Origin of the sequence: Streptomyces sp. HPF1205, from assembly GCF_020400825.1 — a bacterium.
Taxonomy (GTDB): Bacteria; Actinomycetota; Actinomycetes; order Streptomycetales; family Streptomycetaceae; genus Actinacidiphila.
Map to the genome: position 1 here is coordinate 42,287 of NZ_JAINVH010000007.1, position 20,449 is coordinate 62,735.

Below are 20,449 nucleotides of genomic sequence, written 5' to 3' on the forward strand. Positions count from 1 at the left end.
GCGGCCGGACGCCGGGGGTCAGATCTGGCCGGCCGCGCGGGCGCGCTCGGCCGCGGGCCCGATGGCCTTCACGACCGTCGCGATGTCCTCGGCGGTCGTGGTGTGGCCCAGCGAGAAGCGCAGGGTGGCGCGGGCGAGTTCGGGCGCCTGGCCCATCGCGAGCAGCACATGGCTGGGCTGGGCCACCCCGGCGGTGCACGCCGAGCCGGTGGAGCAGGCGATGCCCTGGGCGTCCAGCAGGAGCAGCAGTGCGTCCCCGTCGCAGCCGGGGAACGAGAAGTGCGCGTTGGCCGGCAGCCGGCCCTCGGGGGAGGGGTCGCCGTTGAGGACCGCGTCGGGAACGGCCGCGCGCACCCCGCGCACCAGCTCGTCGCGCAGCGCCCCCACCGTGCGGGCGAAGTCCGCCCGCCGCTCGGCGGCGAGCCGCGCCGCGGTGGCGAAGGCCGCGATGGCCGGCACGTCGAGCGTCCCGGACCGGCTGCGCTCCTGCTCGCCGCCGTGCAGCAGCGGTACGGGGGTGTCCTCGCGCCGCAGTACGAGCGCACCCACCCCGTAGGGGCCGCCGACCTTGTGCCCGGTGACCGTCAGGGCGTCCAGGCCGGCGGCGGCGAAGTCCACCTCCGTCTGGCCGAACGCCTGCACCGCGTCCGAGTGCGAGGGGATGCCGAAACCGCGCGCCACCTCGGCCAGTTCGCGTACCGGCAGGATCGTCCCGACCTCGTTGTTCGCCCACATCGCGGTAACCAGGGCGACATCCCGCGGCGCCTTCTCGATCGCCGCTCGCAGCGCCTGCGGGTGCACCCGGCCGAACCCGTCGACCTCCAGCCACTCCACGACGGCGCCCTCGTGGTCGGCCAGCCAGTGCACGGCGTCCAGCACCGCGTGGTGCTCCACGGGGCTCGCCAGCACCCGCACCCGGCGGGGATCCTCCGCGCGCCGGGCCCAGAACAGGCCCTTGACGGCGAGGTTGTCCGCCTCGGTGCCGCCGCCGGTGAACACGATCTCGCTCGGCCGCGCCCCGAGCGCCGCCGCCAGTTCCTCGCGGGCCTCCTCGACGGTACGGCGGGCCCGCCGCCCCGCGGCGTGCAGGGCGTTCGCGTTCCCGGTCACCGTCAGGTGCGCGGTCATCGCCTGTACCGCTTCCGGCACCATGGGCGTGGTGGCGGCGTGATCGAGGTAGACCATGGTGGTCCGATTCTACGTGGCACCGGCCGTGCGGGGATCGCCGGGCGGGGCCCGGGCGGCGCGAGCGCCGTGCGGGTCGGCCGGGCGGGTCAGCAGCCGCGGGGGTCAGCCGCGGGGGGCACGGGCCAGTTGGCGGGCCTGAGCGACCAGGCGGTCGCGGGAGTCCCAGACCTCGACGTCCTCCTCCAGGAGCCCGCCGGCCAGGTTGCGGGTGGAGATCGCGACCCTGAGGGGGCCGGGGGCGGGCTTGGCGCGCAGGTGGACGGTCAGTTCGAGGGTGGGCGTCCAGCCCTTCAGGCCCAGGTCGAAGGCGGTCGGCGGCAGGGCGTCGACGGCGAGCAGCAGGGAGAGCGTGTCGTGCTCGCGCCCGTCGGCGAGGCCGAGCCATCCGCGCATCCGCCCGGCGCCGGAGGGCGCCCCCACGGCCCACCCCGCGGTGGCGGGGTCGAGCCGCAGGTCGAGCCGGTCGAGGATGGCTGTCGTGCCGGTGACGGGACCGGCTCCGGCCGGCGCGTCCTCGGATCCCACGCAGCTCTCGTACGACGGCATCGCGGGCGGCAGCGCGGAGGTCAGGACCTGCGGGGGCAGGGCGTCGAGGTCCGCGTACCCGGCGATGACCCGGATCCGCTCGACCTCGCGCCCCTCCTCGTCGGTCTGGAACAAGGACGCCTGCCCGGTGGCCATCGTCCGCCCCGTCCGCACGGTCTGCGTCCTGATCACGGCCGGCCCCGGCTGCGAGGCCGTCAGGTAGTGCGCGGTGATCGTGATCGGGTCCGGGTGCGGCAGCTCCTCGCGCAGCGCCCGCGCGAGGACCGCCAGCAGGTACCCCCCGTTGACCGCGGCTATGATCGCCCACCCCGCCGACAGGTGCGTGTCGTACGTCCCCGGCTCCTCCGGCCGGGCCACGACCGCGGTGTCCCGGTCGAACTCGCTGTCCCCGATGGCCGCGCGGGCCGCTGCATATGCCATGAGCCGTAGGTTACCCATCAGTAGGCGCCGGTTGTAAAGTCCTCCCCGGCGCAACGCTGAGCAAGCGCTCAGTTCTTCCCGGCCGCCAGGAGGCCGGGCGCGGGCGCCGTCCCCCCGCGCAGCGCCCGCGTCACCTCGGCCACCCGCCGCCCCAGCGCGCTCGCCGTGCGCAGGTCGGTGGCGGGCGGCGCGGCGTCCGGTCCCGCGTCCACGTCCGACTGGGCCATCGCCCCCAGCCAACTGCCCAGCCGGTTGAGCTCCTCCGGCGAACCCGCGGCCGTGCGCCAGCCCGCCTGCTCCGCCAGGCCGACCCAGATCATCCCGTGCTGCGCGGCGAACACGGCCAGGTCGACCAGGGTGTTGAGCTTGTCCCCGCTCATGGCGCCGCTGTTGGTGAACCCGGCCGCGACCTTGTCCCGCCAGCGCATCCCGTCGTTCATCGGCTCGCTGGTCAGCTCGGCGAACCGCTTGAAGGCCGCCGACGGGCCCCCCATGTACGTCGGCGTCCCGAACACGATCGCGTCCGCCGCGTCCAGGGCCCGCCACAGCGACGCCTCACCCGGATCGTCGACCACGAGCAGGTCCGCGACCGTCCCCGGCACGCTCAGGGCGCCGTCCGCGACCGCCCGCGCCTGCCGGGCGGTGTGCCCGTATCCGCTGTGGAAGGCGACCGCGATCCGCACCGCGTCCGCCGCCTTTTGGTTCACGGTCATGCCGTTGCACTCCTTGCTGCTCGTTGCCGTTCGTTGCCGCTCGGCCGTCCGAGGGCATGCGAAGGGCCGGTCCCGCCGCGGGGAGAAGCGGCTGGGCACCGGCCCGGTAGACTGACGGACGTCGAGGTCACAGGCGCCGCACACCCGCCACGAATCCGTCACCGCGTATGACGAAACGGCGCAGGGAAAGGTGACCGATGGACGAGCGGGAAGTTCTGGCCGGGCGTTTCGAGGCCGACCGCGGCCGGCTGCGGGCGGTCGCGTACCGCATGCTCGGCTCGCTCAGCGACGCGGACGACGCCGTGCAGGAGACCTGGCTGCGGCTGCACCGCGCGGACGCCTCGGGCGGCGGCCGGGTGGAGAACCTGCCCGGATGGCTGACCACCGTGCTGGGCCGGGTGTGCCTGGACATGCTGCGCGCCCGCCGGGCCCGGCGCGACGACCCGGCCGGGAGCGACGTGCCCGCGGCGGCCGACGGCGTGGGCGACCCCGAGGAAGAGGCCCTGCTGGCCGACTCGGTGAGCCGCGCGCTGCTGGTCGTACTGGAACGGCTGTCCCCCGCCGAGCGGGTCGCGTTCGTGCTGCACGACCTGTTCGCGGTGCCCTTCGACGAGATCGGCCCCGTCGTGGGCCGCTCCCCGGTCACCGCCAAGAAGCTCGCCAGCCGCGCCCGGTCGCGGGTCAGGGGCGCCGACGCGGCCGGCGGCACCGACCGCGCGACCCACCGGCGGGTGGTGGAGGCGTTCCTGGCCGCCGCCCGGGGCCGGGATCTGGCCGGACTGCTCGCCGTCCTCGACCCCGATGTCGTACGGCGGGCCGACCCCGCCGCCCTGCCGCCCGGCGTGCCCGCCGAGATCCGGGGCGCCCGGGCCGTGGTCGAGGAGACGGTGCTGCTCGCCGAACGCTCCGCCTTCGCCGAACCCGCCCTCGTCGGCGGCTCGGTCGGCCTCGTCGTGGCCCCCTACGGCCGCCTGGCCCTCGCCCTTGCCGTCACCGTCGAGCACGACCGGATCACTTCGTACGAGGTCGTCGCCGACCCGGCCCGGCTGGCCCGGCTCGACCTCGCGGTGCTGGACCTCCCGGCGGAGGCGGCCTGAGCGGCCTCGGCGACCTGGCCCGCGCGGGTACGCCCGGCGCCCGCGCGGGCGGGCCCGGGGACCGTCAGGGCGCCGAGTCCTTCACCCTCGGCGAGATGGCGTAGGCGTGGGTCGGCGAGGTGGAGTGCGGCGGATGGGGCGCGGTCGTGACGCGGCCGTAGGCGTCGACGCCTATCACGTCGTCGAATCGGCTGACCTTCGCGCACTTGCCCTTGTCGCTGCCCAGTTGCGAGTTCGCGCCGTCGAGGGCGGACTTGCGCTGGGTGTTCGAGGCCTCGGTCCTCGCGCCGGGGAAGGTCGTGCCGGTCGTCCAGTCGGAGCCGATGACGAGGACGACGCCGGGGACCGACGCGCTCTGCCGCAGGTCCTTGGCGGGTATGCCCAGCGCGTTGGCGACGGCCCGCGCCTGCGCCGCCTGACCGGCGGGGTAGGTGAGGGAGGTCGTGGCCGCCGGGGCGCCGGTGACGGCGGAGGTCCGCTTGCTGAAGCCGCGGTCGGTGAGCTCGCCGGCCACCGCCGACGCGCGGCCCTTGACCAGCACGCCGTCGACCGCGGCGCCGTTGCGGACCTGTACGGCTATCGAGGAGGGCGGCACGGTGGGCGCGGCCGACGCCGTGGGGGAGGCGGACGCGGCGACCTTGCCGCCGCCGGGGGTGGTCAGCGACTGGTCGGAGGCGATGGTACGGAACAGCGCCGACGCCCCCGGCTGCACGAGGTGCGTCTCGTAGACGCCGTTCACCTTCGCGTCGGCGGTCTGGAGCGTGGCGAAGGTGACCCGGCTGGTCGGGACCTTGTTCAGGTCCTCGCCCAGGCCGGCCAGCCGGGTGAGGGAGTGCAGCGACTTGTCCACCGTCAGCGACTTGGTCGCCGCGTTGGCGAGCCGCCACATCTTGGTGGGGCTGCCGAGCGTCCCCTCGTCCTTGAGCTTGTTGAGCAGCGCGGTGAGGAAGATGTGCTGGCCCTCGGTCCGGCCGCGGCTGTCGCTGGAGTCGCCGAAACCGTGCCGGGTGCGAAGGAACTCCAGCGCCGCCTCGCCCTTGAGGACGTGCGGCCCCGCCTTGAGCTTGAGGTGGCTGTACGGGTCGTAGACGTTGGCGTCGACGCAGACCTTGACGCCGCCCACCGCGTTGGACATGGACACCACGCCGGTGAAGTCGACCATCATGAAGTGGTCGATGGGGATGCCGGTCAGTTCGTGGACGGCGACCACGCTGCACCCCGGGCCGCCGGCGAGAGCCGTGTTGATCATCACGTTGTGCTGCGGGCCCATGCTCCGGTGGTCGTTGTCGTGGCAGCCGCTCCAGTCCGCGCGAAGGTCGCGCGGCACGCTCATCACGGTGGCGTTGGAGCGGTCCGCGGATATGTGCACGACCATCTCCACGTCCGCGCGCTCCCCGCCGGCCTCCTTGCAGGCGCCGCCGAGCTTGCAGTCCTCGGCGCTGTTGCGGCCGTCGGAGCCGATGACCAGGATGTTGATGGGTGTGCGCCCGAAGGCGTCCGGCTTCTCGTGGCCCGCGCCGTCCTTGCCGTTCGCCGACAGGTCGTCGGTGTGGATGTTGCTGTTGAGCTTCCAGTACACATAGGCCGCCGCACCGCCCGTCGCCAGGACGACGAAGCCCATCACCAGTCCGATGATCTTCAGTGCCCGCCGCCCGCGCCGCTTCCCGCCACCGCGGGCCGCCTTGCGCGCCGCCGCCCGCCCGCCGGGCGGCGGGGCCGCCGCGCCACCGGACCCGGAGCCCGCTCCCGCTTCCGTGCCCCGACCCGGTCTCGCTCCCGGTCCCCCCGGCGGAGCCGCCTGAGGGGCCGGGGCGGGGTCGGGCCCGGCCGGACGCGCGCCGGCGCGGCGCCGGCCGGCACCGTGGCCCCGCCCGGCGCCGTGGCCGCGGTGACCGTGGGTGGGCTCGCTCATGCTCGTATCCCCTGTGACGTCGGACCCAGGCGGGCTGGGACGGCCGAGTCGGCCGCCCTGTACGACCCCTCAAACCTCCGACTGGTTGCATTCCGCTCACGATCACGGCGCCGCGACGCCCCCCCCGCCGGACACCGGCGAAGGGGCCGGGACCTGCGGCGGATCCGAGCCGGGCCCGAGCCGGGGCGCGGGCGCGGGCAGGGGCCGGGCCCGGGCCCCGGCGGCCGGGGTCACGGACCGCCGGCCGTTCCGTCCGCGGGGGTGCCGAGGCGGCCGGCCCGCCCGCGGCCGGTGACCGCGCTAACCCATCCACCGCCCGTCGCGCATGACGGTCCGGCCGCGCAGTTCGGGCTCGCCGCGCCAGGCCTGGACGGTCCTCGGGACGACCCGCAGGTAGACGAAGGGGTCCGCCTCCGTGCGCGGGTCCCAGCCGAATTTGGCGGTGTAGGCGTCGGCCGCCTCGGCCGGCGCCTCCCGGCCGGGGAAGCACCGGGCCTCGCCGTGCAGCAGCACCACGTCGAAGGAGTCCGGCAGCGCCAGACGTACGCGCGGCTCCTCGCGGACGTTGCGGACCGTGGCGGACGCCGCGCCGGTGGCCGTCCACACCGCGGTCCCGTCCCACAGGAACCACAGCGGCACCTGGTGCGGACCGTGTTCGGGATGAGCCGTCGAGACCCACAGGTCGCGCTCGGCGGCGAGCCGTGCCAGGGTGTCGCGCCGGCGCTCGGACGGTGTACGACGAGATGTTTCCGCGTTCTCCACGGGCATCGACGCTAGCCGTCCGGTGTGCGCGGCACATGAGCCGCGGGACCTACGCCCGGCGACCGAGGGCCGCGCCGGCCGTCGGCCCGCGGCCAGGAAGCCCGGAGGGACCCGCGCTCACCGGTCGGGCGCGTCGCTCCCGCCGGGCACCTCGAAAAGGTGGACGGAGCCCGGGACCTCGGCGAAGCCGCCCACGCGAACGACGGGGCCGACGGGTCCGGTGGAGCCGGCCGGGGCGGGGTGCGCGGTCGCGGTGATCGTGGCGGGGGCGCCGAGCCGGTCGCCCATGTCGACGGTGAGGTCGGCGGCGCCGCGGCCGGCGAGGTGGGCGGCCAGGCAGGCGGTGCTGTTGGCGTTGGCGATGTCCTCGGGGACACCGATCGACGGGGCGAACATGCGGGCCGCGAGCCGGCCGGAGGGGGAGGGCGGGGAGTAGGCGTAGCACCCCAGCAGGCCGAGCCGGTCGCAGGCTTCCCGCAGCTGTCCGGGGTCCGGGGCGAGCGCGGCCAGCGCGCCGCGCGACCGTACGGGGACCAGCAGCCGCCACCGTCCCACCGAGGCGGCCCGCGGTGCCGAGGCCAGTTCGTCCGCGCCGATCCCGAGCGCGGACAGCACGAGGCCGCTCTCGGCGGCCGCCGGTTCGCGCAGGTTCACGGGACCGGGGTCGAAGTCGGCCATGAGCCGCCCTCCCCGCCGTACGCATCGGCCGTCGAACACGCGGCCCGCGGTGCGCAGGCGGGCGCGGTGGCCCGAGGTTTCCGCCGTACCGTCCCGTGCGGCCAGGTACGCCAGCGCGGCTACCGTCCCGTGGCCGCACGCGGGCAGTTCGCCCTCGGCGGTGAAGAAGCGCAAGCCCACCTCGGGGCCGCCGGGCGCGGCCCGCGCGCCGCGGTCCGGGGGTACGGAGACGAAGACGGCGTGCGAGGTGCCCGTGGCCGCGGCCACCCGGCGGCGCTCCTCGTCGCTCAGCGGCGCCTCGTCCAGCACGGCGGTGGGGCTGCCGCCCGCGCCGTCGCGCAGGCAGGCGCGCACGATCGTGACGGGCAGCCGGCCGCCGCTCACCGGTGGCCGCCGCGGGGACCGGTCGGGATCACGCCCGTACAGTACCAACCGCCGTACCGACCGCCGTGGCAGGACCGGGCCGCTGCGGCCGGGGGGCCGCGGGGCGGGCCGTTACCCTGGTCGGGTGAACGACTTCAAGAAGCTGCGGGTGCTGGCGGCCATGAGCGGCGGCGTGGACTCCGCGGTCGCGGCCGCCCGGGCCGCGGAGGCGGGCCACGACGTGACCGGCGTGCACCTGGCGCTGTCGGCGAACCCGCAGAGCTTCCGTACCGGGGCGCGCGGCTGCTGCACGGTGGAGGACTCCAGGGACGCGCGGCGCGCCGCCGACGTCATCGGCATCCCCTTCTACGTGTGGGACCTCGCCGAGCGGTTCCGCGAGGACGTGATCGAGGACTTCGTCGCCGAATACGCGGCCGGGCGCACCCCCAACCCGTGCCTGCGGTGCAACGAGAAGATCAAGTTCGCGGCGCTGCTCGACAAGGCGCTCGCGCTGGGCTTCGACGCGGTCTGCACCGGCCACTACGCGAGCGTCGTCACCCGGGAGGACGGCACCCGCGAACTGCACCGCGCCGCCGACGCCGCCAAGGACCAGTCGTACGTCCTCGGCGTACTCGACGAGCGGCAGCTCGCGCACGCGATGTTCCCGCTCGGCGACACGCGGACCACCAAGGACGAGATCCGGGCCGAGGCCGAGCGGCGCGGCCTGGCGGTGGCGAAGAAGCCGGACAGCCACGACATCTGCTTCATCGCCGACGGCGACACCCAGCGGTTCCTGGCCGAGCGGCTCGGCCGCGCGCAGGGCGCGATCGTGGACCGGACGGGCGAGCGCCTGGGCACGCACGAGGGCGCGTACGGCTTCACCATCGGCCAGCGCAAGGGCCTGCGCATCGGCCGGCCCGCGCCGGACGGCAAGCCGCGGTACGTCCTGGACATCTCGCCGGTCGACAACACCGTCACCGTCGGCCCCGCCGAGGCGCTCGACGTGACGGGTCTGACCGCCGTGCGCCCCCGGTGGTGCGGCAACCCGCCGGCCGGCCCCGCCGCGTACACCGCGCAGACGCGCGCGCACGGCGCGGACGTGCCCGTGACCGCCGAGCTGCGCGGCGACGAGCTGCGCGTTTCCTTCGCCGAGCCCGTGCGCGGCATCGCCCCCGGCCAGGCCGTCGTGCTCTACGACGGCACACGGGTCGTCGGCTCGGCCACCATCGCCGCCACGTCCGGGCCCGCGCAGGTGGCGGCCGGGGCGTCGGCGAAGGCCGCGGCCGGGGTCCCTGCGACGTCGAAGGCCGCGGTGGGGGAGTGAACATCGGGGTCTTCCTCTCGGCCGCGGACCTGGGCGAGCGGTACACCGTGCCGGCCAAGGAGTTCGGGCGCCTGATCGGCGAGGGCGGGCACACCCTGGTGTGGGGCGGGTCGGAGTCCGGGCTGATGAAAGCGGTCGCGGACAGCGTCCAGGAGGCCGGCGGGCGGCTGGTCGGCGTCTCGGTCACCTTCCTGCACCACGTGGCCAGGACGAACGCCGACGAGATGGTCGTCGCCCGGGACCTCGCCGAGCGCAAGGCCGAGCTGCTGCGCCGCTCCGACGCGATCGTGATCATGGTCGGCGGGACCGGCACCCTGGACGAGGCCACCGAGATCATGGAGCTGAAGAAGCACGGGCTGCACGCCAAACCGGTGGTGCTGCTCAACACCGCCGGTTTCTACGACGGCCTGGAGCTGCAGCTGCGCAGGATGGAGTCGGACGGCTTCCTGCCGGTGCCGCTGGACGAGCTGCTGTACATCGCCGACGACGGGCGGGACGCCCTGGCGTACCTGCGAAGCCGCCTGGAGGAGCGGCCGGCCGGACCGGAGCCCGCCGTGGCCGTCCAGGCCGCGGAACTCTCGGAGTTCGGGGACGAGGACGAGGAGGACCAGCGGTGAGCGTCCATCTCGTCACCGGGGCCGGATCCGGCATCGGCGGCGCGGTCGCCCGCAGGCTGCTGGAGCGCGGCGACGAACTGTGGCTGCTGGCGCGCGACGCCGGCCGGGCCAGGGAGCTGGCCGGGCGCTTCCCGGGCGCGAGGACGCTGGTCGGCGACCTCGCCGAGCCGGCCCGGCTGTCGTGGGCGCTCGGCCACCAGTCCCCGCCCGACCGCCTGGACTCGCTGCTGCACGTCGCCGGCACGGTCGAACTCGGCGCGGTCGGCGACCTCACCCCCAAGGTCTGGAACGAGACCCTCGCCGTCAACCTCGTCGGCCCCGCGGAGCTCACCCGCCTCCTGCTGCCCCAGCTGCGCCTCTCGCGCGGCCACGTCGTCCTGGTCAACTCCGGCGCGGGCCTGGCCGCGCACGCCGAGTGGTCCGCCTACGCGGCGAGCAAGCACGGCCTGCGCGCCCTCGCCGACTCCCTGCGGGCCGAGGAACACGCGAACGGCGTCCGCGTCACCTCCGTCTACCCCGGCCGCACCGCCACCCCGATGCAGGAGAAGGTCCACCGCCAGGAGGGCAAGCCCTACGACCCGGCGCGCTGGATCGACCCGGAGTCGGTGGCGACGGCCGTGCTCGCCGCCCTCGACCTGCCGCGCGACGCCGAGGTCACCGACCTGACGGTACGGCCGGGCCGCTGAGCGGCCCCCGCGTGGCGCCGGGCGCCGGGGCGGGCGCCGGCTGTCCTACGCTGCGGGCGTGACTGGGAAGAGCGAGTTCAAGCCGGCCGAGGGCACGGCGACAGGGGTCGGGTCGATGCCGGGCGGCGACGCCCGGGAAGCGGCGAAGGTGGCCACGGAAGCGGTCGAGGGCATGCCGTTCCTGGCCGAGCTGCCCGCGCGCGGGCCGGGCGCGGACATGACCGGGCGGACCCTGGGGATGCTGGTCGAGCTGTACGCGCGGCTGGAGCCGAGCGGGTGGCGGTTCGGCGACCGGCCGGGCCGCGACACCCGGCGGGCCCGGGCCTGGCTGGGGGAGGACCTCGACGCCCTGGAGGAGTTCACGCAAGGGTACGAGGGCCCGCTGAAGGTGCAGGCCGTCGGCCCGTGGACGCTCGCGGCGGCGGTGGAGCTGAGGAGCGGGGAGGCCGCCCTGCGCGACGCCGGCGCCTGCCGGGACCTGGCCGCCTCCCTCGCCGAGGGCCTGCGCGCGCACCTGGCCGACGTACGCCGCCGCGTCCCGGGCGCCGACATCGTCCTGCAGCTCGACGAGCCGTCCCTGACCGCGGTGCTCAGGGGGGAGGTCCGCACCGCCAGCGGCTACCGCACCTACCGCGCGGTGGACCGGGCCGTCGCCGAGGGCACCCTGCGGGACATGATCGAGGCGGCCGGCACTCCCGTCATCGTCCACTCCTGCGCCCCCCAGGTGCCCTTCGCGCTGCTGCGCCGGGCCGGGGCCGCGGGTGTCTCGTTCGATTTCGCACTGCTCACGGAGAGTGAGTGGGACGCCTTCGGGGAGGCCGCCGAGGCGGGCACCGCGCTGTTCACCGGTGTCGTGCCGGGCACGGATGCCCCGTTGTCGGACCCTGCCGGTAGCGTCAGTGGTGTTCGGGCGCTGTGGCGCAGGCTGGGGCTGGTGCCGGAGGCTTTGGCGACCTCCGTCGCCGTGACCCCGTCCTGCGGCCTGGCGGGGGCCTCACCGGCCTATGCCCGTGCGGCGCTGGCGCACTGCGTGAGGGCCGCGCGCTCGCTCGTCGACAACCCGGAGTGAGAGGACGACAGACGTGGCAGCCGTTGAGGACGCCGGCTCGGTGGACATCCCCGCCGAGGCCCGGGAGCAGCACGCACGCCTGGCCGAGCAGATCGAGGAGCACCGCTTCCGGTACTACGTGAACGACGCCCCGGTCATCAGCGACGCCGACTTCGACCGGCTGCTGCGCCGGCTGGAGGCGCTGGAGGACGAGCACCCCGGCCTGCGCACCCCAGACTCGCCCACCCAGAAGGTCGCCGGGGCGTACGAGACGGAGTTCACCTCCGTCCAGCACCGCGAGCGCATGCTCTCGCTGGACAACGCGTTCGCCGAGGAGGAGCTGACCACCTGGGCCGACCGCGTCGCCGCCGAGCTGGGCCCGCCGGACAACGCGCACTCGCCGTACCACTTCCTGTGCGAGCTGAAGGTCGACGGCCTCGCGGTCAACCTCACGTACGAGAACGGGCGGCTGACCCGCGCCGCCACCCGCGGCGACGGCCGCACCGGCGAGGACATCACGCCCAACGTGCGCACCATCGCCGACATCCCCGACCGGCTCGCGGGCGACACCGTCCCCGACCTGGTGGAGATCCGCGGCGAGGTCTACTTCCCCGGCGAGGAGTTCGAGGCGCTCAACGAGCGGCTGGTGGCGGCCGGCGAGAAGCCGTTCGCCAACCCGCGCAACGCGGCGGCCGGTTCGCTGCGCCAGAAGGACCCGCGGATCACCGCGAGCCGCCCGCTGCGGATGGTCGTGCACGGCGTCGGCGCCCGCACCGGCTTCGACATCGCCCGCCAGTCGCAGGGGTACGAGCGCTTGCGCGAGTGGGGCCTGCCGACCTCCACCCACTTCAGGGTGCTCGGCTCGCTCGCCGAGGTGCGGGACTTCATCGACTACTACGGCGAGCACCGGCACGACGTGGAGCACGAGATCGACGGCGTCGTCGTCAAGGTGGACGAACTCCCGCTGCAGGGCCGCCTCGGCTCCACCTCGCGGGCGCCGCGCTGGGCCATCGCCTGGAAGTACGCCCCCGAGGAGGTCAACACCAAGCTGGTGGACATCCGCGTCGGCGTGGGCCGCACCGGGCGGGTGACGCCGTACGCGGTGGTCGAGCCGGTCACCGTCGCCGGCTCCGAGGTCGAGTTCGCCACCCTGCACAACCAGGAGGTGGTGAAGAAGAAGGGCGTCCTCATCGGCGACACCGTGGTGCTGCGCAAGGCGGGCGACGTCATCCCGGAGATCCTCGGACCCGTCGCCGACCTGCGCGACGGCAGCGAGCGGGAGTTCGTGATGCCGTCGCGGTGCCCGGACTGCGGCACCGCCCTGCAGCCCATGAAGGAAGGGGACATCGACCTGCGGTGCCCCAACGCCCGCTACTGCCCCGCCCAGTTGCGCGAGCGCGTCTTCTACCTGGCCGGCCGCCGCAGCCTGGACATCGAGGGGCTCGGTTACGTGGCGGCGGTCGCCCTGACCCAGCCGCTGGACGCCGAGCCGCCGGTGAAGGACGAGGGCGACCTGTTCTCGCTGGACGTCGAGCGGCTGCTGCCCATCCGCTCCTACGTGCTGGACCAGGACAGCGGTCTGCCCAAGCGCGACCCGGAGACCGGCGAGGAGAAGATCGTCACCTTCTTCGCCAACCAGAAGGGTGAGCCCAAGAAGAACACCCTGCTGATGCTGGACAACATCGCCGCCGCCAAGCAGCGGCCGCTGGCCCGGATCCTCACCGGACTGTCGATCCGGCACGTCGGCCCGGTCGCCGCCGAGGCGCTGGCCCGGGAGTTCCGCGACCTGGACCGGATCCGGGACGCCGCCGAGGAGGAGCTGGCGGCGGTCGACGGCGTCGGGCCGACCATCGCCGCCTCCGTCAAGCAGTGGTTCGCCGAGGACTGGCACCTGGCGATCATCGAGAAGTGGCGCGCGGCCGGGGTGCGGTTCACCGAGGAGGGCTCCGACGAGGGACCCCGCCCGCTGCAGGGACTCACCGTGGTGGTGACCGGGACGCTCGCGGGCCACACCCGGGACGGCGCGAAGGAGGCGCTGGGCGCCGCGGGAGCCAAGGTCACCGGTTCGGTCTCCAAGAAGACGGACTTCGTGGTCGTCGGCGACAACCCCGGAAGCAAGTACGACAAGGCCGTGTCGCTCAAAGTGCCGGTGCTGGACGAGGAAGGATTCGGAGTACTGCTCGAACAAGGTCCCGAGGCCGCCCGGGAAGTCGCCGTCAATCCGGCCGAACCCGGGGGTGAATAAGCCCCGAAAGGGCTCGAAGAGTATGTGAACGGCGCGCCGACGAAGCGCGAACCCGGTCCGAACGGGGTCCGAACATCCCGCAGATGTCACCCGATCGGCCGATTTCGGAACAGCGCGACGCCGCAGGTCGCAATCCGGCAACCGAAGCCGATCCGTGCCCGAGGGGGCGTCAGGCGGCCTACTGTTGAGAGGCGCGCCCGCCGGCCTGACCATCCAGCGGCCTCAGCGGGACTTCTCGCGGGCAACGGCGCGGTGCGGAGCCGGTTCCTCCGGTTCCAGCGGGCTGAAACCGGCTTCACCGGGCTGTGAGAAGGACGGACGGGCATGGAACCGACGGAGAGCGCCGGAGCGGCGCCGCTGCCCAGCAGCCCTGCCGCGTCCGTACTCCCCGCCCCGCCAGGACCTGTTGTGGGCGTCGCCGTGCCCGTCGCGGCGGCCGTGGCGCTCACCGCGGGCATCACCCGGATGACGGATCGCGGCCACGCGCTCTTTCCCGGTGGCACCACCGGGTGGGCGTTCGCGATCCTGACCGGCATCATCGTCGGCCATCTGGTCGCCATGGGCCGCGACCGCTGGTGGGGCGGCACCGGCTCCGGCGCCGCGCTCACCCTGGCCATGCTGCTGCTGTACGGGTGGGTGCCCGCCGTCCTGGTCAGCCTCGCCGTGGTGGCGCTGGTCGGCGCCGCCCGCCGGCACCGCTGGCGGCAGGCCGCCCTGCACGGCGCCATCGACGTCCTCGGCATCGGCGCCGGCGCCCTCGTCCTGCAACTCCTGGGCCACCACCCCTCGGTGGAGCGGCCCTGGGAGCCCGACGAGTGGACGCTGTCGGCGGCGCCGGTCGTCGCCCTGGCCGCGCTGGCCTACCTCGCGGCCACCCGCGTCCTGCTGTGGTGGGCGTTCGCCCCCCGCCACGGCGGGCTGCCCACCGTGGCCCGCACCGCGCTGCTGCGGCAGGGCATGGTCGGCGTCGCGCTGCTCGGCATCTCGCCGCTGATCCTCGTCGTCGCCTGCGACATGCCCGCGGTGGTGCCGCTGTTCGCGGTGCCGCTGATCGCCCTGGACTCCACGCTGTGGATCGCGCACGCCCGCGCGGAGGAGCAGTTGCGCGACCCGCTGACCGGCCTGCCCAACCGCCAGTGGCTGCTGGAGCGGGCCCGGCAGGCGCTGGACACCGCGCGCGAGAGCGCCAAGGGCGGCACCAAACGGGGCCGGACGGGCATCCGCCGCTTCGGACCGCGCCGGGCCGGTGCCCGGCAGGCCGCGCCGCGCCGGGCGGCCCTGCGCCGGGCCCGCGACCCGTACCGCGTCCTGGGCGCCGAGACCGACGCCCAGGACAGGGTCGCGCTGATCCTCATCGACCTCGACAAGTTCCGGTCCGTCAACGACACGCTCGGCCACCTGGCGGGCGACCGGCTGCTGCTCCAGATCGCCGACCGGCTGCGGCTGGCGCTGCCGCGCGGCGCCGAGGCGGCGCGGCTGGGCGGCGACGAGTTCGCGGTGCTGCTGCCGTCCTGCCCCTCGCCGACCCGCGCCCAGCGGATCGGCCGCGCGCTCGTGGCGGCGCTCGGCTCACCGATCGGCCTCGACGGCCTCACCCTGGTGCTGGAGGCGAGCGCCGGGGTGGCCGTCTTCCCCGACCACGCGCTGGACGCGGAGGGGCTGCTGCGGCGGGCGGACGTGGCGATGTACCAGGCCAAGCGGGACCGCAGCGGTGTCGAGGTCTACGAGGCCACCCGCGACGCGAACACCCCCGACCGGCTCGGGCTGCTCGGCGACCTGCGGCGGGCCCTGGACTCCGGCCAGGTCGAGCTCCACTACCAGCCCAAGGTCCGCTTCGACGGCAAGGTGGCCGGCCTGGAGGCGCTGGTGCGCTGGGTGCACCCGGAGCGCGGGCGGGTCAACCCCGAGGAGTTCATCGCGATGGCCGAGACCTCCGGGCTGATGCCGCAGCTCACCGAGTACGTGCTCGACACCGCGCTGGCGCAGATCGCCCGCTGGCGGCGGATGGGCCTGGAGGTGCCGGTCGCCGTCAACGTGTCGCCGCGCGACGTCCACAGTCCGGGCTTCGCCGGGGCGGTGGCCGCGCGGCTGGCCCGGCACCAGGTGCCGCCCGGCTCCCTGCAACTGGAGATCACCGAGCACGTGCTGCTGGAGGACCCGCAGCGGGCCGCCGACACCTTAAACGGCCTCACCGGGCACGGCGTGAAGATGTCCCTGGACGACTTCGGCACCGGGTACTCCTCACTGGTCCACCTGCGGCGGCTGCCGGTCAGCGAGCTCAAGATCGACCGGTCCTTCGTCGCCCGCCTGGTGGCCGACGCCGAGGACGCGGAGATCGTCCGGTGCACGGTGGACCTCGCCCACTCCCTCGGGCTCCTCGTGGTCGCCGAGGGCGTCGAGGACGACGAGACATGGGAGCGGCTGCGGGACCTGCGCTGCGACGCCGTCCAGGGCTGGCTGGTCGCCGCGGCCATGCCCCCCGAGGAGGCGACGAGCTGGCTGCGCGCCCGCGGCGAACGCGGCTGGCAGCGCCCGGCCGCCGCCCTGCCGGCCCCGCAGGACCTCCCTCCCGGACACACCAGGGAACACCCTGAACGCCTCGAACGCTCCGAACGCCTCGAACGCCGCGAACCCGCCGACCACCGCGCGGAACACGCCCGCGTCCCCGGCGCGACCGGCCGGCTGAGCGGCTGAGCGGCTGAGTGGCTGAACGTCCGAGCGGTTGAGCGGCTGAGTGGCTGAACGTCCGAGCGGTTGAGCGGGCTGAACGACCGGCCGCCCGAAGACCCGCGGGAGCAGCGGCGCACCCGGGCGGGGCGCGCGGGCGAAGGCAGGACCCGGGCGGCGGCCGGGGGCGAGGGCAGGACGCGGGCGCAGACGGCGACCCGCCCGGCGCGGCCGGGGCCCCGGGCAATCGTTTAGCGGTCAGCCCGTGCGGGCCCATAGGATTGGGCCACAATCGTCATCTCAACCCCCAGAGGACCCCTGCATGGCTGGCATCACCCGCGAGGAGGTCGCTCACCTGGGGAAGCTCGCACGACTGGAGCTTTCCCCCGAGGAGCTGGACCACTTCGCCGGACAGCTCGACGACATCATCGGCGCCGTCGCGCGGGTGGCCGAGGTGGCCGGCGAGGACGTACCGCCGACCTCCCACCCGCTGCCCCTGACCAACGTGATGCGCCCGGACACCGTGCGCCCCGGGCTCACCGCCCAGGAGGCACTGGCGGCGGCGCCCGCGCAGGAGCAGCAGCGGTTCAAGGTGCCGCAGATCCTCGGGGAGGACTGAGATGACCGACATCACCAGGCTGACCGCGGCCGAGACCGCCGCGAAGATCGCGAGCGGTGAGCTGACCGCCGTCGAGGTGACCGAGGCCCACCTGGCCAGGATCGACGCCGTCGACGAGAAGGTGCACGCCTTCCTGCACGTCGACCGCGAGGGCGCCCTGGCGCAGGCCAGGGCGGTGGACGACAAGCGTGCCAAGGGCGAGCCGCTCGGCCCGCTGGCCGGCGTCCCGCTGGCGATGAAGGACATCTTCACCACCAAGGGCGTGCCCACCACCTGCGGCTCGAAGATCCTGGAGGGCTGGATCCCGCCCTACGACTCCACGGTGACCACCCGGCTGAAGGAGGCCGGCGTGGTGATCCTGGGCAAGACCAACATGGACGAGTTCGCGATGGGCTCCTCCACCGAGAACAGCGCGTTCGGCCCGACCGGCAACCCGTGGGACCTCACCCGCATCCCCGGCGGCTCCGGCGGCGGAAGCGCCGCGGCCCTGGCCTCCTACCAGGCGCCGCTGGCCATCGGCACCGACACCGGCGGCTCCATCCGCCAGCCCGCCGCCGTGACCGCGACGGTCGGCGTGAAGCCCACGTACGGCGGGGTGTCCCGGTACGGGATGGTCGCCTTCTCCTCGTCCCTGGACCAGGGCGGCCCCTGCGCCCGCACGGTCCTGGACGCCGCCCTGCTGCACGAGGTGCTGGCCGGGCACGACCCGCTGGACTCCACCTCCATCGACGCGCCCGTCCCGCCGGTCGTCGAGGCGGCCAGGAACGGCGACGTCAAGGGCCTGCGGGTCGGCGTGGTCAAGGAGTTCGGCGGCGAGGGCTACCAGGCCGGCGTGGTCCAGCGGTTCAACGAGTCGGTGGAACTGCTGCGCGAGCTCGGTGCCGAGGTCGTGGAGATCTCCTGCCCCTCGTTCACCTACGCCCTGGCCGCGTACTACCTGATCGCCCCCTCGGAGTGCTCCAGCAACCTGGCCCGCTTCGACGCGATGCGGTACGGCCTGCGGGTCGGCGACGACGGCACCCGCTCCGCCGAGGAGGTCACCTCGCTGACCCGCGAGGCCGGGTTCGGCCCCGAGGTCAAGCGCCGGGTGATCCTGGGCACGTACGCCCTCAGCTCCGGCTACTACGACGCCTACTACGGCTCCGCGCAGAAGGTCAGGACCCTCATCACCAAGGACTTCGAGAAGGCGTTCGAGGCGGTGGACGTCATCGTGTCGCCCACCACACCGACGACGGCGTTCCCGATCGGTGAGCGGGCAGACGACCCGATGGCGATGTACCTGGCCGACCTGTGCACCATCCCGGCCAACCTGGCGGGGAACGCGGCCATGTCGCTGCCCTGCGGCCTCGCGCCGGAGGATGGTCTTCCGGTGGGGCTGCAGATCATCGCGCCCGCACTCAAGGACGACCGGCTCTACCGGGTCGGCGCCGCCGTAGAGGCCGCCTTCGTGAAGAAGTGGGGCCATCCGCTGCTCGAGGAGGCACCGCAGCTGTGAGCACCGTGAAGAAGACCACCTCGCCGTCGGGCAAGGACAAGGCCAAGGGCAAGAGCAAGCCGGCCACGTACCTGGCCATCGGCAGCACCCTGTTCGCCGCGTTCAGCAACATCAAGAAGGTCCGCTCGGCGCGCGGCGAGGGCGACACCCTGCAACTGGTCGACGCCGTCATCCGGGTGGCCGCCGTGGCCACCGGCGTCGCCCTGCTCGTCCGCGAGCTGCGCCAGGGCCACGACGACGTCCTGACGGACTGACGACCGGACGCACTGAGAAGGTAGAGGGAACTGTGACCGTCACGGATCTGCTGTCCTACGACGACGCGCTCGCGGCGTACGACCCGGTGATGGGCCTGGAGGTCCACGTCGAACTGGGCACGGCGACCAAGATGTTCTGCGGCTGCGCGACCGAACCCGGCGCCGAGCCCAACTCGCAGGTGTGCCCCACCTGCCTGGGCCTGCCCGGCTCGCTGCCCGTGGTCAACGCCACGGCCGTGGAGTCCGCCGTCAAGATCGGCCTGGCGCTGAACTGCGAGATCGCCGAGTGGTGCCGGTTCGCCCGGAAGAACTACTTCTATCCGGACATGCCGAAGAACTTCCAGACCTCGCAGTACGACGAGCCGATCGCCTTCAACGGCTACCTCGACGTCCAGCTGGAGGACGGCGAGGTGTTCCGGGTGCACATCGAGCGCGCCCACATGGAGGAGGACACCGGCAAGTCCACCCACGTCGGCGGCGCCACCGGGCGGATCCACGGCGCCACGTACTCCCTGCTGGACTACAACCGGGCCGGCATCCCGCTGATCGAGATCGTCACCAAGCCGATCGAGGGCGCGGGGGAGCGGGCCCCTGAGGTCGCCAAGGCGTACGTCGCCGAGCTGCGCGAGCTGATCAGGGCGCTCGGCGTCTCCGAGGCGCGCATGGAGCGCGGCCAGATGCGCTGCGACGTCAACCTGTCGCTGCGGCCGCGCGGCGAGCGCGCGTTCGGCACCCGCAGCGAGACCAAGAACGTCAACTCGCTGCGCAGCGTGGAGCGGGCGGCCCGGTTCGAGATCCAGCGGCACGCCGCGGTCCTCTCCTCCGGGGGCACGATCGTGCAGGAGACCCGGCACTTCCACGAGGAGGACGGCTCGACCACCTCCGGGCGGGTCAAGGAGGAGGCCGAGGACTACCGGTACTTCCCCGAGCCCGACCTGGTGCCGGTGGCCCCGGCCCGGGACTGGGTCGAGGAGCTGCGGGGCGGCCTGCCCGAGCTGCCGCGGCTGCGCCGGGGGCGGCTGCAGGAGGAGTGGGGCATCTCCGACCACGAGATGCAGTCGGTGCTCAACGCCGGGGCGATCGACCTCATCGTGGCCACCATCGAGGCGGGCGCGGACGCGGCCTCCGCCCGCAAGTGGTGGATGGGCGAACTCGCCCGGCACGCCAACGAGGCCGGCGTCGAGCTGGCCGAGGTGGCCATCACGCCCGCCCAGGTGGCCCGCGTCTCGGCGCTGGTCGCCGCGGGCGACCTCAACGACAAGCTGGCGCGGCAGGTCATCGAGGGCGTGCTGGCCGGCGAGGGCGACCCGGACGCGGTGGTCGAGCGGCGCGGCCTGAAGGTCGTGTCCGACGACAGCGCGCTCGGCGCGGCCGTGGACCAGGCGATCGCGGACAACGCCGCGATCGCCGACAAGATCCGCGGCGGCAACCTGGCGGCGGCCGGCGCCCTCATCGGCGCCGTGATGAAGCTGACCCGCGGCCAGGCCGACGCGCGCCGGGTGCGCGAGCTCGTCCTCGACAAGCTCGGCGTGCAGGGCTGACCACCGACCCGGCGACCGGCCCGACCACCGGCTCGGCCACCGGCCCCGGAAACGGACATAACGGTCTGCGTGTAAGGCAGTTGTAAAGGCGGCACCCCTCGACGGGGTGCCGCCTTTATGCGTACCAAACACCCATCAGGTTCCCTCTCGTGACTGTTGTGAGGAACCGCACGAACCACCCAAACGATCTCTTCCGGCTGGCACAGTGGAGCGGACGTACCGACAGGGGGATGCCCGGTCGTCCGACCACAACGCATTCGTCTGCTGGGAACGG

General features: G+C 74.2%; 16 protein-coding genes and 1 pseudogene. 11 read left to right on the forward strand and 6 right to left on the reverse strand.

The window, feature by feature from the left end:
- Positions 1-18: 18 nt before the first annotated feature.
- The 3 genes from K7G61_RS10185 to K7G61_RS10195 all read right to left on the reverse strand — a co-directional run bounded on the left by K7G61_RS10185 (position 19) and on the right by K7G61_RS10195 (position 2,867).
- Entirely contained in the window at positions 19-1,185 is a 1,167-nt protein-coding gene (locus K7G61_RS10185; protein WP_225846399.1) for a cysteine desulfurase family protein, read from the reverse strand.
- A gap of 105 nt (positions 1,186-1,290) precedes the next feature.
- Complete coding sequence (locus K7G61_RS10190; RefSeq protein WP_225846400.1) at positions 1,291-2,154, reverse strand: thioesterase family protein; 864 nt, start codon at positions 2,152-2,154, stop codon at positions 1,291-1,293.
- Between the two features lie 68 nt (positions 2,155-2,222).
- Positions 2,223-2,867 (reverse strand): flavodoxin family protein, encoded by a 645-nt coding sequence (locus tag K7G61_RS10195; RefSeq protein ID WP_225846401.1) that lies wholly within the window; start codon positions 2,865-2,867, stop codon positions 2,223-2,225.
- 197 nt (positions 2,868-3,064) lie between these two features.
- Here K7G61_RS10195 and K7G61_RS10200 point away from each other — a divergent pair, with 197 nt between their 5' ends.
- The gene (locus K7G61_RS10200) at positions 3,065-3,964 is read left to right on the forward strand and encodes a sigma-70 family RNA polymerase sigma factor (protein WP_225846402.1); all 900 of its coding nucleotides are present in this window, start codon (positions 3,065-3,067) and stop codon (positions 3,962-3,964) included.
- Positions 3,965-4,028: 64 nt separating this feature from the next.
- Here K7G61_RS10200 and K7G61_RS10205 read toward each other — a convergent pair whose 3' ends face one another.
- The 3 genes from K7G61_RS10205 to K7G61_RS10215 form a co-directional block, all read right to left on the reverse strand.
- Positions 4,029-5,585, reverse strand: a complete 1,557-nt coding sequence (locus K7G61_RS10205; RefSeq protein WP_225846568.1) for an LCP family protein — start codon at positions 5,583-5,585, stop codon at positions 4,029-4,031.
- Between the two features lie 591 nt (positions 5,586-6,176).
- Positions 6,177-6,638 (reverse strand): pyridoxamine 5'-phosphate oxidase family protein, encoded by a 462-nt coding sequence (locus K7G61_RS10210; protein ID WP_225846403.1) that lies wholly within the window; start codon positions 6,636-6,638, stop codon positions 6,177-6,179.
- Positions 6,639-6,755: 117 nt separating this feature from the next.
- Complete coding sequence (locus K7G61_RS10215) at positions 6,756-7,700, reverse strand: PhzF family phenazine biosynthesis protein (protein WP_225846404.1); 945 nt, start codon at positions 7,698-7,700, stop codon at positions 6,756-6,758.
- A 124-nt stretch (positions 7,701-7,824) separates the two neighbouring features.
- Between K7G61_RS10215 and mnmA the strand changes: the two genes are divergently transcribed.
- The 10 genes and pseudogenes from mnmA to gatB all read left to right on the forward strand — a co-directional run bounded on the left by mnmA (position 7,825) and on the right by gatB (position 20,175).
- The gene (gene mnmA, locus K7G61_RS10220) at positions 7,825-9,003 is read left to right on the forward strand and encodes a tRNA 2-thiouridine(34) synthase MnmA (RefSeq protein ID WP_308190621.1); all 1,179 of its coding nucleotides are present in this window, start codon (positions 7,825-7,827) and stop codon (positions 9,001-9,003) included.
- Positions 9,000-9,515, forward strand: a pseudogene (locus K7G61_RS10225) (TIGR00730 family Rossman fold protein); the annotation flags it as partial. The gene mnmA and the pseudogene K7G61_RS10225, both read left to right, overlap by 4 nt.
- Before the next feature lie 101 nt (positions 9,516-9,616).
- The gene (locus tag K7G61_RS10230; RefSeq protein ID WP_225846405.1) at positions 9,617-10,306 is read left to right on the forward strand and encodes an SDR family oxidoreductase; all 690 of its coding nucleotides are present in this window, start codon (positions 9,617-9,619) and stop codon (positions 10,304-10,306) included.
- A 115-nt stretch (positions 10,307-10,421) separates the two neighbouring features.
- Complete coding sequence (locus tag K7G61_RS10235) at positions 10,422-11,375, forward strand: methionine synthase (RefSeq protein ID WP_374204111.1); 954 nt, start codon at positions 10,422-10,424, stop codon at positions 11,373-11,375.
- A gap of 13 nt (positions 11,376-11,388) precedes the next feature.
- Positions 11,389-13,599: an NAD-dependent DNA ligase LigA gene (gene ligA, locus K7G61_RS10240; protein ID WP_225846407.1), complete on the forward strand. Its 2,211-nt coding sequence runs from the start codon at positions 11,389-11,391 to the stop codon at positions 13,597-13,599.
- Between the two features lie 324 nt (positions 13,600-13,923).
- A complete protein-coding gene (locus K7G61_RS10245) occupies positions 13,924-16,293 on the forward strand; it encodes a bifunctional diguanylate cyclase/phosphodiesterase (protein ID WP_308190622.1) in 2,370 nt (789 codons plus the stop codon).
- 295 nt (positions 16,294-16,588) lie between these two features.
- Complete coding sequence (gene gatC, locus K7G61_RS10250; RefSeq protein ID WP_225846408.1) at positions 16,589-16,885, forward strand: Asp-tRNA(Asn)/Glu-tRNA(Gln) amidotransferase subunit GatC; 297 nt, start codon at positions 16,589-16,591, stop codon at positions 16,883-16,885.
- 1 nt (position 16,886) lies between these two features.
- Positions 16,887-18,380: an Asp-tRNA(Asn)/Glu-tRNA(Gln) amidotransferase subunit GatA gene (gatA, locus tag K7G61_RS10255; RefSeq protein ID WP_225846409.1), complete on the forward strand. Its 1,494-nt coding sequence runs from the start codon at positions 16,887-16,889 to the stop codon at positions 18,378-18,380.
- Complete coding sequence (locus K7G61_RS10260; protein WP_225846410.1) at positions 18,377-18,634, forward strand: hypothetical protein; 258 nt, start codon at positions 18,377-18,379, stop codon at positions 18,632-18,634. The genes gatA and K7G61_RS10260 overlap by 4 nt, the downstream gene beginning before the upstream one ends.
- 32 nt (positions 18,635-18,666) lie before the next feature.
- Positions 18,667-20,175 carry an Asp-tRNA(Asn)/Glu-tRNA(Gln) amidotransferase subunit GatB gene (gatB, locus tag K7G61_RS10265; protein ID WP_225846411.1) on the forward strand — a complete coding sequence of 503 codons (1,509 nt, stop codon included), beginning with the start codon at positions 18,667-18,669 and terminating at the stop codon, positions 20,173-20,175.
- The last annotated feature ends 274 nt before the right edge of the window (positions 20,176-20,449 follow it).